The sequence below is a fragment of the uncultured Tateyamaria sp. genome (assembly GCF_947504105.1).
GTDB lineage: Bacteria > Pseudomonadota > Alphaproteobacteria > Rhodobacterales > Rhodobacteraceae > Tateyamaria.
Genome location: NZ_CANNGP010000045.1, coordinates 14,703 through 28,030, shown reverse-complemented (window position 1 = coordinate 28,030; position 13,328 = coordinate 14,703). Strand labels below are relative to the sequence as shown.

17 protein-coding genes and 2 pseudogenes are annotated in these 13,328 nt (G+C 51.3%); 16 read left to right on the top strand and 3 right to left on the bottom strand.

Annotation, left to right across the window (positions count from 1 at the left end; all coding sequences use genetic code 11):
• Nucleotides 1-362 precede the first annotated feature (362 nt).
• Complete coding sequence (locus Q1A75_RS24310) at nucleotides 363-623, top strand: transposase (protein ID WP_366142222.1); 261 nt, start codon at nucleotides 363-365, stop codon at nucleotides 621-623.
• A 4-nt stretch (nucleotides 624-627) separates the two neighbouring features.
• Here Q1A75_RS24310 and Q1A75_RS19870 read toward each other — a convergent pair.
• Nucleotides 628-795 (bottom strand): annotated as a pseudogene (locus Q1A75_RS19870) (transposase); the annotation flags it as partial.
• 336 nt (nucleotides 796-1,131) lie between these two features.
• Between Q1A75_RS19870 and Q1A75_RS19865 the strand changes: the two are divergent.
• The 3 genes from Q1A75_RS19865 to Q1A75_RS19855 are packed head-to-tail and all read left to right on the top strand — an operon-like array spanning nucleotide 1,132 to nucleotide 3,367.
• Nucleotides 1,132-2,466 (top strand): hypothetical protein, encoded by a 1,335-nt coding sequence (locus Q1A75_RS19865; protein ID WP_299593391.1) that lies wholly within the window; start codon nucleotides 1,132-1,134, stop codon nucleotides 2,464-2,466.
• Nucleotides 2,467-2,471: 5 nt separating this feature from the next.
• Entirely contained in the window at nucleotides 2,472-2,810 is a 339-nt protein-coding gene (locus Q1A75_RS19860) for an antitoxin Xre/MbcA/ParS toxin-binding domain-containing protein (RefSeq protein ID WP_299593394.1), read from the top strand.
• Between the two features lie 8 nt (nucleotides 2,811-2,818).
• Entirely contained in the window at nucleotides 2,819-3,367 is a 549-nt protein-coding gene (locus Q1A75_RS19855) for an RES family NAD+ phosphorylase (RefSeq protein ID WP_299593397.1), read from the top strand.
• Between the two features lie 440 nt (nucleotides 3,368-3,807).
• On the opposite strand, the pseudogene Q1A75_RS19850 reads toward Q1A75_RS19855, so the two are convergent.
• A pseudogene (locus tag Q1A75_RS19850) lies at nucleotides 3,808-3,900 on the bottom strand (helix-turn-helix domain-containing protein); the annotation flags it as partial.
• A gap of 244 nt (nucleotides 3,901-4,144) precedes the next feature.
• The gene (locus tag Q1A75_RS19845; protein WP_299545764.1) at nucleotides 4,145-6,370 is read right to left on the bottom strand and encodes a hypothetical protein; all 2,226 of its coding nucleotides are present in this window, start codon (nucleotides 6,368-6,370) and stop codon (nucleotides 4,145-4,147) included.
• A gap of 770 nt (nucleotides 6,371-7,140) precedes the next feature.
• On the opposite strand from Q1A75_RS19845, the gene Q1A75_RS19840 reads away from it, so the two are divergent.
• From Q1A75_RS19840 to Q1A75_RS19785, 12 genes are all read left to right on the top strand, one after another.
• Nucleotides 7,141-7,356: a hypothetical protein gene (locus Q1A75_RS19840; RefSeq protein WP_299545766.1), complete on the top strand. Its 216-nt coding sequence runs from the start codon at nucleotides 7,141-7,143 to the stop codon at nucleotides 7,354-7,356.
• An 81-nt stretch (nucleotides 7,357-7,437) separates the two neighbouring features.
• On the top strand, nucleotides 7,438-8,433 hold the full coding sequence (locus Q1A75_RS19835; RefSeq protein WP_299545768.1) for a hypothetical protein: 996 nt from the start codon (nucleotides 7,438-7,440) through the stop codon (nucleotides 8,431-8,433).
• Nucleotides 8,434-8,442: 9 nt separating this feature from the next.
• A complete protein-coding gene (locus tag Q1A75_RS19830) occupies nucleotides 8,443-8,673 on the top strand; it encodes a hypothetical protein (protein ID WP_299545770.1) in 231 nt (76 codons plus the stop codon).
• Between the two features lie 77 nt (nucleotides 8,674-8,750).
• Nucleotides 8,751-8,903 carry a hypothetical protein gene (locus Q1A75_RS19825; RefSeq protein WP_299545772.1) on the top strand — a complete coding sequence of 51 codons (153 nt, stop codon included), beginning with the start codon at nucleotides 8,751-8,753 and terminating at the stop codon, nucleotides 8,901-8,903.
• Nucleotides 8,904-8,957: 54 nt separating this feature from the next.
• Nucleotides 8,958-9,212 carry a hypothetical protein gene (locus tag Q1A75_RS19820; protein ID WP_299545774.1) on the top strand — a complete coding sequence of 85 codons (255 nt, stop codon included), beginning with the start codon at nucleotides 8,958-8,960 and terminating at the stop codon, nucleotides 9,210-9,212.
• 68 nt (nucleotides 9,213-9,280) lie between these two features.
• Complete coding sequence (locus Q1A75_RS19815) at nucleotides 9,281-9,538, top strand: hypothetical protein (protein WP_299545776.1); 258 nt, start codon at nucleotides 9,281-9,283, stop codon at nucleotides 9,536-9,538.
• Between the two features lie 4 nt (nucleotides 9,539-9,542).
• Entirely contained in the window at nucleotides 9,543-10,598 is a 1,056-nt protein-coding gene (locus Q1A75_RS19810; protein WP_299592785.1) for an FHA domain-containing protein, read from the top strand.
• Entirely contained in the window at nucleotides 10,580-10,981 is a 402-nt protein-coding gene (locus Q1A75_RS19805; RefSeq protein ID WP_299640981.1) for a hypothetical protein, read from the top strand. The genes Q1A75_RS19810 and Q1A75_RS19805 overlap by 19 nt, the downstream gene beginning before the upstream one ends.
• 12 nt (nucleotides 10,982-10,993) lie before the next feature.
• Nucleotides 10,994-11,386 (top strand): hypothetical protein, encoded by a 393-nt coding sequence (locus tag Q1A75_RS19800; protein WP_299545782.1) that lies wholly within the window; start codon nucleotides 10,994-10,996, stop codon nucleotides 11,384-11,386.
• Nucleotides 11,386-12,132 carry a type III secretion system inner membrane ring lipoprotein SctJ gene (sctJ, locus tag Q1A75_RS19795; RefSeq protein ID WP_299545784.1) on the top strand — a complete coding sequence of 249 codons (747 nt, stop codon included), beginning with the start codon at nucleotides 11,386-11,388 and terminating at the stop codon, nucleotides 12,130-12,132. Before Q1A75_RS19800 ends, sctJ begins: the two co-directional genes overlap by 1 nt.
• 1 nt (nucleotide 12,133) lies before the next feature.
• On the top strand, nucleotides 12,134-12,733 hold the full coding sequence (locus Q1A75_RS19790) for a hypothetical protein (protein WP_299545786.1): 600 nt from the start codon (nucleotides 12,134-12,136) through the stop codon (nucleotides 12,731-12,733).
• Between the two features lie 7 nt (nucleotides 12,734-12,740).
• Nucleotides 12,741-13,328: a hypothetical protein gene (locus Q1A75_RS19785; RefSeq protein ID WP_299545788.1), complete on the top strand. Its 588-nt coding sequence runs from the start codon at nucleotides 12,741-12,743 to the stop codon at nucleotides 13,326-13,328.

Sequence of the window (13,328 nt, the reverse complement as noted above, 5' to 3'; positions counted from 1 at the left end):
GTAGGACAGGGTGAGGTCCGCGAGGGAGTGAGATATTCGCCTCCCATCTTCGCCAGCATAGTGGCCAGTTCTTCAATGTCCGGTTTTGTAGTCACATCGCGCTCCTGCCATTGAAACAGGTGCTGGCAGCAACTTCAGCTAAGGGTCGAGTGAATAGAAGCCTAACTGAAATCCGCCGACAGATTCTCGGCAAAGCTGGAGGAAAGTCGGGGCTCAGGTCACCATCCTTGCACGAATTTTGAGGTTGGACGCAGCCATGTTTTCCGTGCCCGTCCGATAAACCCGCCCTGTTGAGCCGATGCGGATGCGGTTACGCTGCTTAAGCAGCATACGAGCGTTTAGTTCTTGAATGCTGCTTCGAACTGGGCCTGCCTGTCCACCGCGCACATGGAACGCGCACCCGCAATTTTGCCAAGTATCTCGGCCTTTCGGCCAAGACGGACGCTGTAGATGCGCGCATGTTGGCACTTTTTGCCGCAAAGTCGGAAGACCTTCGGCTTTGGCAGCCACCCAGCAAAGAAACGGTCGAGCTGCGCGGATTGCGTCGGCGGCGTGATGACCTGGCTCAGATGATCCGCACCGAACAGAACAGGTTCAAACACCCTCAGATCAAGCATGAATGAGGTCCAGATCCTTGTCCGACACAACGTCGGTGTCACGATGCCCCGTCACCCACTTGTTCAGCGTCGAAAGCCCAACCCCTAAATCAGATGCAACCTGTTTGCGTGTCAGCCCGCTGGTCAGTGCGATCCGCACTGCATCAGCGCGAAACTCGTCCGTTCGTTTCAGTCCCATAGTTCGTCTCCTTTGCTGCAATAAATGCTATCAAAGGAGCGGCATCAAACCGCGACACGTCCAATTGGAAAAGGAAACTGCCAGCCGGGTTAGAGCGCAGCGGAGACCTGGCTGACGTCTGATTCAAGCGAGCGCGGTCCTGCCCGCGATCTCAGATTTCAAATGCACGAAGGATCGTATCCCGCATGGGCGAAGACGCGCATCGCGCGGTTTCGGGCGCAGCCAAGAGCCTGTTCAGCGCGAGATGCGCTGGCGGGTCATCCTATTGTTGCAAAGATTGACATTCCACTTCGGTTTCACTATTTTAATCTATGAAACACATATGGAACAAGTCAGATGAACACAGTTGTCGTCCCATTTCCGAAAGGCCAGAAGCTCCGTACACCGCTGGCGCAGTTCTTCCGTATCGGCGATTCACATGTGAAATTCGGAGAAATGCATGCTTCAAGACATCTGCCCCAGACACGGGTCGTCTTTGAAGCAGGGCGTCTCAAGCGTCAAAGCGGACTTGCGACACAGCTCAAAAGCGAAAATGTTGAAATTACGCTCGATACAGGCGCTGCCGAGCTATCCAGCCTCGCACGGTTTGGAACATTTGTGCGTCATGCGGATTGGCTCGAAGAAGTGCCGGACAAGCCGCTTGGCCCTTCTGATTTCAACGAAAATACGATCGAGCGCATAGCTGAAACAGCCATCAAGCTTGGCGCAGATCGCATTCTAGCGCCCACGCATTTCCTCGGTGATCGGCGTTTTGACGGCTGGCTTTCTGTTGATGCCGCTTCTTGCACCAGATTGCACCGTGCATTGGACACCCTAGGCGGCAAACATATCCGGATTGACTATCCCGTAATGCAAACCGTTCAAGGCTTGATCGACACGACCTCCCGAAAAGCACTTGTTGAAACGTTATCCAACCTACCAATCGATGCCTTGTGGATGCGCTTGTCTGGGCTCGGTAAAGATCCGGGTCCTCAGAAGGCCCGGACTCTCATCCGGATGTTGGGCGGGCTGCATAATTTAGGAAAACCAATCATTCTTGATTATTGCTCTGGCTTGAATGCTGAAGCGGCAGAAGCCTTTGGTGTGGCATCAGGGGCGGCAGGCGGCATTCTCGAACTTGATCAGTTCAACGCACGTGACTGGCACAAACCACCTGAAGAGCGCGATCCGGATGCTAAGTTTGGTCGACCGCGCATCGTTCAGGTTCCCGGATTGGGGAGAGGATTTCGGGCTCATGAATTTGAGTTGTTGGCGCGGGCGAGGGGAGGACGCAAGCTTCTGTTGCAAAGCGAACATGTGAGCGCACCCAGCATTGACGAAATGGTAAGGACACGAAAGCAGATTCAAGCGCTCCACATCGCGCGCTCACAATCGGCACTAGATGATGTCCCGGACCTAAATAGAGCCGGCCATTTCTTGTCGAAGACGGTTGCGCCGGCGGAGCGTCGCGCCAAGGACATCAGTTTTCTGAAGCCAACCGAGGCGCAGGCCGCTGCCGCAGACGTGGATTTGGAAAGCTTGCTGAAACGCACGCGAACACATGCAGAAACCATGGGCAAGGTTGCGGACGCCCTTGAAAAACTCCATGAGGAGCGCGGAACAGAGTCGCCTCGTGCGCGGGCCTGCGATCTTAACATCGCGCAACCATCGCTGCTTGGCGACCAAAGGTAATAAATATGCAAAGTGCTGTAACAAGATACATTGGCGAACTTGCCGAAATCGGGGGCCTGAAAGGGACAGACATCGCCAACATTACAGATGTGTCCAAGGCAACTGTCTCGCGATGGAAAGCTGGCGATTTTAAGCCTCAGCCGCGCAATGAACTTATCCTTTCAGATCTCTATTACATCGTGGGACGTCTCAACGAGTATTACGTTCCTGAAGAAGTGCGTGCGTGGCTTTATGCGAGACACCCTCAGCTTGGCGGTGAACGTGCAATGGATTTGATTCACAATGACCGTAGTCTCGAAGTCTTGGCGGTGATTGATCGTCTCGACAACGATGTCTTCGTATAGATTCCGCAATGATCAAAGCCCGGCGCGACAACGCTCTTATTGACGCTCTTGAAGCAATAGAGCCGGTGGCTTTCTCTGGTCCCGTCTGGAGGTTGGTGCGCGATGGGAGAGACCCGTTGCAATGCAGTGCATCTGGTGGTCGGTGGGACGACGGTAGCTTCGATGTGCTCTACACTTCGATGTCACGAGCGGGTGCTCTTGAAGAAATGCGCTTCCACCTCATGCGCGGCCAACCCGTCATACCAAGCCGTGTCAAATATCGGATGTTTCAAGTTGACCTGGCGCTCGAACGCGCGCTCCAGTTTCTGGACCTGGCCGCGCTCGGCGAAGTTGGCTTGAAGACGGAGACCTTTGGCCGATTGTCTTATCAGCAAAAGAATGACGAGTATCCAAGAACACAGGAGATCGGCGAGGTTGCTCATTTTCTAGACTTTGACGGATTGATTGTTCCATCTGCACGTTCAGACGCCGACAACCTTGTAGTCTTCTGCGACAAGGTCGAAACGCTTCACGAGAGCGCATTTAATGATCATGGCATTGTGGATTGGGTGGGCTGAAGACGACGTGAGTAAAGGACGAAGAGCGGAGCCCAGCTACACCGCAACACCACAAGATAGTTTCTCGAACAAGCAGACATTCTGTCATCGCAAAAGCTGGAGGCTCAAAGTGTCAGAGGAATGCCAGCGCTGGTATTGTCTCACCACACTCAGAGTCCATCACTGACCATTCACTTAGGCAAACAACCTTATCGATTTAGCCACGTCGAGCCGAGCCTGAATACTAGCAAAGTCTTCGGAACCACTTGCAGGAGGCAAATGCGCGGACAGCGCTTCAAACTCCGTGTGGACCGATCTGCGGTTAACGATACCCTCCATACTCGCTCGGAGCACTGCCTTCTCGGCGCTATCAAAGCCCTCTTTGACGCAAACTGAAAGGTATCCGTCCGGTGATGCGCAGCCATTCCAAAGTAACCGGCGTACTTCTTGGGAAAGGCATCATCCGCCCAGAAATTGCGTTTGATCTCTCGGAAGATCGTTGACTTGTGACGCTTCAAAACCCGCGCCATCTCAGCGACAGGGACTTTTGCGAGCCACCAGGCGCGGGCTGTTGCTTTGAGACGACGACCCTATCGGAAATTTATTGATCATGGGGGTAAGTTAAGGTTGGCGCCCGCAAATCAGGCCATTACATTTTCTGATGGGGGCTGGCCAAGCCAAACTCAGCGTCGTGGATCCCCTTGTCGCTGACCGTCTGCCAAACGGATGAAGGCGGTCTTGGGTGCGACGGTGTGCTACGAGTTGATCAAAAGCACCGCAGGAAGCACCAGCGGTGGCTTAATCGCGTTTTATCTTTAGTTTGTTTGCCATGTCCGTCGCAAAGATTTCAGATTGCTTATCCACGACTTCCTGGTTGTGTCTCTCTGCGATTCCATCGAACCGTTCCTGGCGTGGCTGACTATAGGCTTTCATGCGCGCGGCTTTTTCATCAAGGGCGGTCTTCTGTCGTGCGAGTCCTGTTACGCGCTGGCGTAGCTCATTGGTCTTCGTCTCAACGGTCTCTTTCTGCTCCGTTTCAAGCTGTGTGAGTGAATCCAAGAGATTTTGAGAATCCGTTAGTGCGTCTTTGACTTGCTTGGCCACAATGAGGATGCCAACCGAATTTTCCTCTGGTTGACCGCCATGGAGCATCACGGTGGCCGCGTCCAGTTTGTCGGAAAGATCTTTGTATTCCGTTCCATCACCGACACGTGCCTCCTCCGTTTCGATGGTCTCTTTTTCCTGAGCGATCTGGCGCTCGATTTCGCTGTGATCATCTGAACCCTGCTCAAACTTTGGAAGCTCCTCTTCCAGCACCTGCAGATGCGCCTTGCTTTCGGAGATCAATGATTTGCTGGCATCAATCTGCGCGATGTCGTTCTGCATCAGACCCACCGCATCCAACAAGTCGTCACTCAGTTTATCCAACTCTTGGTGGCTTTCTCCGAGCTTTAAGTTGATCTCCTCCATTGCTTTTCTTTGAGTTAACACCTCGTTCTTGTCTGTTGTGAGGTTCTGCTCCAGCTCTCGCAGCGTTTCAAGATTCTTGACCGCTGTATCCAAATCGCGATTGATCCGCGCGATGTTCGTGTTTTCTTTCGGGTTGTTTAAGCCCGTGTAAAGTGGAAGACGGTACTGCAGCTTAACGATGCCGAATCCGCCGAAAGTGGCCTTCTTGTTGCCGCCGAAGGATGCGAGTTCGACGCGTGGTGTATTTACAATAACTGGATCCGCCGTAGGCAGAACGACAAATCCACGCCCGTCTGGCTTAACGAGAGAGTCCACTACCGTGCGTACCGCAAGGCTTGCCCCAGTGCCCACAAGACCTGCCAGTGTTGTACTCAGCTCTGCGACTCCCAGCGCAACGAGCATACCAGTACCACTATTTTGTGCAGCTGGTGCAAACGGCAAAGCTTGGGCCGCGAAATGGGCCGCAGATGCTGCCCCCATCCCGACCAGCTTTTCTACGGCCAGACCATTGAGCACTGCCTTGCGGCGATTAGTATCTGCAGTATCTTTGTCGAATATGTCAAATGATCGGGTGCTGAATGACTCAAGCCCCATTGGTTTGGTCGAAACATTTGTTTCGTTTGGCCCAAATGAACCGCCAAGTGTTATTGCAAATCCCCGGTGCACTTGCTTGATAAATGTCTTGCTCTTGACATGAACCTTACGATCTTCGCCAAGTTCAAATTCCACAGATTGCGCTGTTTTGGCTTCGGTCGCCAACGTGATATCCGTATCGGAAATCCGTTCGTTTGCATCTGCACGTTGTTGCATTTCTATTGCCGTCGTTGCGCTAGAGCGCGCTGGCTCGGCTGCAGGGTTCTCCTCATCCGTACCTGTTGTCTGAACCGGCCTCGGGATACGATCTATGCTCAGAACGACAGCGGGGCCAAATTCATCGGCTATAAAGCCACCTATTCCACCAGTGAAACCGGTATCCCCGCCCCCGGGGAATTTACCAAGCCCGAGCGACGTCTCATGTCGTATAAGCGGCAAAATGGTGAGGTCTTTGGGCTCGTCAAACTTGTAAAGAAACACCAGATGTATTGGTGCGACTTTAAACTGGCCAGAGAAGAGAGCGGATTCGTTCACAGCAATCAATGGATGTGCGATGACAAGAGCTTGATTAAGCCGCCCGACATGTTTGGCATTGGATACGGCGTGCTTCAATTTGAGCAAAGCTCCGTCCACAGCAGCCGCAATGCTCCTCGGTAGAACTTTATCTTCCCCGGCACGTATAGTTGTAACAAATTGGCGGACCTCCCTCAGTTCCGCCTGGGTGGCCTGGAACTGAGTCCTCATCTCTGCAAGGCGCTTCCGCTTGCGCCTAAAAACACCCTGTGTGGAATCCGTTGCGCGAACTTCCTCGATCTCTTCGGCTGGCTCGATCTCTTCGGTTGGCTGTGCTTGGGCCGCACGTGCCGCAACCGCAAACTCCTTTGCAACCTGATCTGTTTCTGCTGGCGCGGCCGAGCTGGATGCACCCGGCACTTGCGAAGAGATTTTTACGTCGTTCATATCGGGCTGTCCTCTCACATTGGATAATGGATCATCCTCCTTCGAGAAGTTAAGAGACAATAAGTTATTCTTAAAAGTACAGTCTACGTGACCTCATGGTAAGCTTGCGAGTTACATAAGGATTTCTTATTTCATCTTATTGACTGCCAAGGAGTACCTGATGTCCTAAGAAGAAATGCCCTGCCACAGGAGGAAAAAAACCTTGCTCATCATCCTTTCATTAGCGTTAGCGTATGCGATTCGGACGATATCAATTTTTCTGACCATAATTGCGTCGATCAGTATATCCTCCGCTACCGAGTTACCGCTGTGGATTATACTAATCGGAGCAGCACTACTGTATGTGTGGTACCGGCGTATCGTCACATCTCTGCGCGCGACGGGACCAATATTATCTGTTTTCGCGGTTGGTGGTTTGTGCGGTGTTATTCAGGCGACGCTGGACAAACCTATCGTGTTTAAAATACTTCAATCAGAAGTTCACGTGGATATGAACGCGATCACTCTATCAGTGCTTGTACTTCTGAGTATTGGATTATTACAGGTAGCATTGATATCAACAACAATGCGCGACTTTGCCCAAGAGGGGTAGGCGATAAACTATATCTTTGAAATGACGAAACCCCCGTCTCCGAGCGGGGGTTTCGTCATTTGAAACTAGGAACTTGAGTACGAATTGATTTATCAGCCCAAGAATTAAAGCCAACAATAAGAATAAGTGAATATATGTTATCTAATTATTGATATTTATTGGTCTCAAGGAGATCGAAATGTCAGAAATAGGTTCACAAATAAATGCAGCGCAAACTAAACCTGCCACGAGCACGCCAGCGCTCGAAGAGAGTTTAAGACGCGAAACGGCCGCTTTCCGCGATCAAGTATATGCGCAGAGGGCGCAGGAAGATGTGAGTAAGCTTATTGGCAGGATCGCAAAAGATACATCTGAAATATCAGACAAGCTTGACCAGAATCTCGACAAAAACTGAACTCTAAAATACCAGCAACGAGGAGGACTCGCTTTCTATAATTGGAACAAAAATCTCATCCGAGCGACAATTCAGAAGATCGTGCAAGCGGTCAAAGCACTTATCGAATTGGACTTCAAAAAACTCTTTGAGGATTTCATCAAGATCTTCAATGAGCACGTAGAACTTGCCAAAGCCGCAATGCCGGTAATCGAAGCAGTTCTTGAAGGAAACATGGACGCTGCAAGACGCGCGCTAAAGCAATTTGGTGAACAACTTTTGTCCACGCTCAAGACTATTGGGGAGCAAGTCCTCGAGAATCTGAGTGAAGTACTGGAAGCCACGATTGGTGTCAGCCTCGACCAGTTAAAAGCAATGGCTGAAGCGCTGATCAAAGGCGATCTTAAGGGCTTTATGGAGGTGGCTAAGGAAATCGTGCTTTCAGCCACTGGCGCGGACATGATGTTGCAATTTGTCGACCTCGCTAAGGCTGTCATGGAGGGCGATCTGAAGGGTGCGATGGACATCGCAGCTGACATAGGCCTGGATCAAGTCGGTGGTGGACGCAAAGGCAAGGGTGGTGGCCGCGCAGACGGTCCCTCGTCTTCGTCCAATGCGCGCGACGGCGCAGATCCAGCGCCGAACACCTATCGAACGAACGACGGAGATCAACGTGACCGGACGGACGATGCTGATGGTCGGGAAATTGATGTTCGTGACACGTTGGACAAGCTGGGTATTGATATACCAGAGTCCTTGGATCTTGTCCTGCCTGAAACTGTCGAAATTCCGCAGAAGTCCAAGCGAAAAGGCACAGGTGATGAAAGCACATCTCCTGACCGGACAGACGATCGCACGCAATCGACCGAGCGCGAGCGTGGCGAAAAAGAACAGAATGTTACCATCGAGCCGATGAACTTCACAAATATGAATGCATACAAAGCGCTTCTTCAAGGGCGAGATGTGCCCGAACCAGAAGAGAAAAAGAAAGAAGTGAAGGTCGACAATACTCCTGTCTCTGAGGAGTCAAGTATAACGAACACCAATGATACGCAAGAAGAATCTAACAACTTGGCCAAGGAGTTGGCTTGGGAATAGGAGAAAGTCATGGTTGATAATGTGAGCTCGAATAGTGGTTCAAAAAAGCCGAATAATAACAAAACGAAGGATAAGGAAGACGAGCAGAAGACGGAAAAGGAGGCCAAGGATCAATTCAGACTCGAGATGGGCAAGGCTATGATGATGTACATGATGACGGAACATCATATGGAAGAACAGCTCGACGAAGAGAAGATGAAAGAGGAAATGGAGCTCTTTGGCGATCCCGACGTTATATAATTCACAGAATACAATATGCGATCCGGGCCCTCGTATATTGGAAACTAATTTGGGCTCAAATTTTAAAGGAGAAAGCAATGAGTCTTAAGACAGAAGTGGAAAGCGCGACAAGGTCGTTCCGGGATGAGACGTACAAAATGCAACGTGATCAGATGAAGGCGAAGCAAGAACAGCTTGAGGATATGAAGAAAAAGAAGTTGTCAGAATCAAAGGATTCTCAAATAAACTAAGCCCAGTGCCGCCGTTCGATTTATTTGGAGCGGCGGCCTATTTGGAGGAAGCAGATGGATATTTTAACGCAGAATCCAATGCAAACGATACCGGGTGTTAATAACAATACGCAATTTCCAAATACTCTCGATGTAACAAAATCAGACTTCAGTCTTGGTGCGGCAAAGAGCGCAGTGGATACTGCCAGCTTTGAGAGAATTCGGTACATGCTATTGTTCAATCGCTATACAAATGAACTCAATCGTAGCGCTTCCGGTCTTGCCAGCTCCCTGAATTTGATCCCTTCAATTCTCAAAAACCTCGCTTAGGACGCTCATAAGAAAATTTTAATCACTTGTAGTGTGGTGGCGCTTCAAGTTTACCGCAGGAGGTTCCCATGGAAGATACAAAGAACATATTCTTTGACGGTGATACAAACTTCTTTGATATTTTTACGGCTGGGAGGAAGGGCGGTAGCAAGTCTGTGAGCGCCTATCTGTCCATGCGTCGCGAGGCGATGTTACGTGCCGTGAGCCAAGTCAAAATCGACGACGATTCTCGCGTGCAGGCCGAGACGGCAGCGCGTGCATATATCGAAGCACAAGATATTATTGCGGTCTTGACGGCGCGCATGAAGTCGGACGCGGCGGGCTAGATCAATGCTGGAGTTGGTCATCAAATCCGAAGGCTGGCCGGATCGAACGGCGACGCTGGACACAGATGAGGCGACGCTTGGCTCCAGTCTGGATTGTGATGTTGTTCTGATCGGTGCTGCTGTTGCACCGCTCCACGCGACACTCAAAAGATCACCCAATGGGTTTGTCGCAGTACCTGGTGATGGATGCGCGCTGATCGTGCAGCGCGCCGGCAGGTCACGGATGGCAGCGGTTGAGAATGAGGAGCCGCTTACGCCGGGAGCCGTGCTGAAAATGGGCGAGTTGGATGTTGTCGTGACAGCTATGGATGCGCCAGAAAGCGCAACCGGCAAGGAACGGCACTTCGACGCGACCCTCTTGGCAGTGAAGTGTTTATTTGCAATGATCATAGGATTTGGTTTCATTCTTCCACCCGCGGCGCTCAATGACCTAGGGGGCGCGGCTGCCGCATCCGATATCTTGGATGCGGGCGGCTCCGACCTCGTACTGGCGGCAGTGAGCGCTGCTCCAATGGACTGGGGTCAGGAAGATCTTGTTCAACTTTCGACGTTGGAAACCGCGCGGGGCGAGGTTGTTTACGCCATCGATATGTCCGGCGATATGGACCATGCAGGCGCACAGAAGTTTGTTGGCGATGATCAAAGGCTGGTTCTGGTTGATTTTGATGAGATCGTTGCCGCTCTGATGACCATCACTCGGTACCTCGACGTTGAGGTTACAGAAGTGACCTTGGATGACGGAGCATTTGTGGTTTCTGCGAACATGCCGGTTGAAAAGGAGAAGCGCGTGCAGGAACAGGTAACCAAAGAGATGCCCATGCTGCCTCCGCTGGTGTTTGAAAACGACCATCTCAACATCCTGCGTGAAGCTGTAGACGCCGAAATTGTAGGAGTCTGGAGCGGCGGCGATGAATATCTTTTGACTGAAGCCGGTGACCGCGTTCGGAAATACGAAATGATCACCGAGGAGGTGCAGTTTATCGAGATCGTCGATGCGGCTCTGGGTGCGATCAAGTTTCAAGTAAAGGGAGAGGAAGTCACGTGGAAGCTGAATCTATGACCAATGTCACGGCGGCTGCCGACGATGTTTTCATTTTGGGAAACCTCGCTGCAATAGCGATTGGCGGGGACCTTGAGTTGCCGTGCGACAATATCTTGGATTTCCTGCAAGTCAGCCGTCCGAACAATGCCGGAGCGGCGATTTTACGGGCGCTCAACCTCCAACGCAAAGGAGAAATTACTAAGGCAATCGAGGCGATTGATACATCGAACGCGTTGTACGCTGAGCATAATGGGCAGCAGGCAGCCATTCTTTATACGTTCCTGAATTTCGAAGCTGGAAACGTTGCGTTTGCTCAGACGATCGCCAAAAGCCTCTTGCAGCAAGACCTGGATGTTCACCCAGAGCCACTTGCCAAGCTTGAGACCATCGCGAGTCAATAGGGGGAAACAGGTATGCTTGAAGTTCCCAGCGAAACGGCCACCATCGACTTTCTCGGCACGACACCCGTCGCGCAGTATCGCAACGAATTCTGGGATCGGATCGGTGAGCACGACGCGAAATTGCGTGGTCGTATCCAAGATACACTCGAAGGTCTCTCTGGTGCCGATGATATGAAAAAAGCTGTGCTTCAGTCCTTGGAAAGACTGGAGTCGACGCAAATGTCAGCATCAGAGCGTGCGACTTTAGACTTTGTGAAACAGCAGTTTCTCACGGTGAGTGAGGGCAATGAGGATCGCGTGCGGTCAAAGATCGAATCCTCAGTTCAAAACACGATGACCGAACTCACTTTCAAAGTGACGAACAAGCTGAACCAAGGCTTTGAGAAATTGTTGAGTAGTCAATAATGCGGGTAAGATTTTTCCTTCTATGCGCATTGCTAGTTTTGACCGGTTGCAAGACCGTACTTTATTCCGATTTGGCTGAGTCCGAGGCGAACAAGATGATTTCCATCTTGGAAAAGCAAGGTATTTTCGCATCAAAGGAGGCGTCAAAGGATGGTGTGAACATTCTTGTTGCCGAGGCTCATTTCGGTCGCGCCGTGGAGCATCTGGAGGCAGCGGGGTTACCATCTCAGAAATTTACAAGCGTTGATGAAGTATTCGCGTCGGAGGGCATTGTTGTGACGCCCTTGCAAGAGCGAGCCAAATTGAGCTTTGCCAAGAGCCAAGAGCTGGCAAACGCCATTTCGGATATGACCGGTATTGTGACTGCGCATGTGCAGATCGCTGATGCTTCTGGTGATGGATCGGGCGAAACATCCGAAGGCACTATGGTGTCGGTTATGGTCAAAGTGAATGAAGAAATCGTATCGTCCGCCATCGTTCCCAAAATCAAGGAAATGGTTGTTTTTGCCGTCCCCAACGCCAGTTATGACCGCATAGGCGTCGTCACGAGCCCAGTGCGCCAACCTCAGGGCGACATTGAGTTTGACCGCTCCTTCGGCATCAATGTCTTGCAAGACAGTAGCGGTTCACTGAAAACGCTCGTTTACTTTGCCTTGGTCAGCAGCGCGCTATTGGTCGTGACGATCATTGGGACGCTGGGCTATTTCATTTTCGTACGCTCAAAGCGTCGCATGGTGGACAACTAACATGCAGATCCTACCGCCGCACGACACCTTTACCGACGCCGAAGCTGAGAGTTTGAGCCGTCTCATAGGTTTTGAAAATGCGGGCAGTTGGCCGAAAATCTGGTCACACACGGCATTCCGCGACCGGCTATGGTCTTTGATCGCGCAATCATGCCGTTGCAGCTGCCCGATCGAGAGTGTGGAATACCGGGTTTTCTCTCCACTTTTCCCAATGGGAAAAGACACTTTTGGTCAATTTCTTGACCTCGCAACAGCGTTTTTGTTTTCGAAATCGCTTTTGCAAACTACCGACGGCCAATTCCTGAGAGAGATGGCCGGGCGCTCTGGGCAACCTGATTTTCTCAAAATGATATTCGACCCCAATTTGGGTGTGCCTCGTTTTAGCGAGTTTGGTGATCTAACGACGCCCGAGCAGTTTGTTCATACACGAGCCGCTCTAACTGCCGCACTTCTGGCTGTGGTCTGCACGGAGCGCCGCCCGTTCCTACAATTAAAACTGGCGGCTGAAGAGCTCAAAGATGTTTCCGAAGTAACTATGACTAAAAACCTGCAAAAGAAGCTGGTAATCCTCGTGGCAATAACGCTCAAGTGGTTGAGGTAAGAGCGACATGGGCGCAGTTGTCTTCAATCGAACGTCAGCACAATTGAATTGGGCATCAGGATTCTACTCCGAAGCAGATTTTACGACGCTCGTGGAGGCCACCGACCTCCTGTCGCAACTTAGGCAGCACCACCAGGAGGAGATAGGCGCTGCACGCGAACATATCGAAGATCGGGCGGAAGCGGCTTTTGCTCAGGCGCATGCGCAGGCCATTGCCCAAGTTGACGCCGCAGTTACAGACCTCAGGCACAAAGTAGACGACCTGAGGCGAGAAATCAAAACCCACGTGCACACATGTCTAGGAAAGGTCTTTGACAACATCCCCGACAACAAGTTTTTGGCAGATTTGATCTTACCTGTTGTTAACAACGTGTGTGAGGAGCCGCATGTGCAAATTTGTGTGCACCCGACGGTCATGTCGTTGGTCGAGAGCTATGTAAACGATGACGATGCCAGTCGACTGAGCGGTGCTGTTGAGTTGATTGCCAGCGAGGACATGACACCGCGAGCAATCAAGATCGTAACCGATATGCGGGTCTACGAAGTTGATCAGCAGATTATTTTAGACAGTCTTGTCGACGAGCTTTGGAGCTGA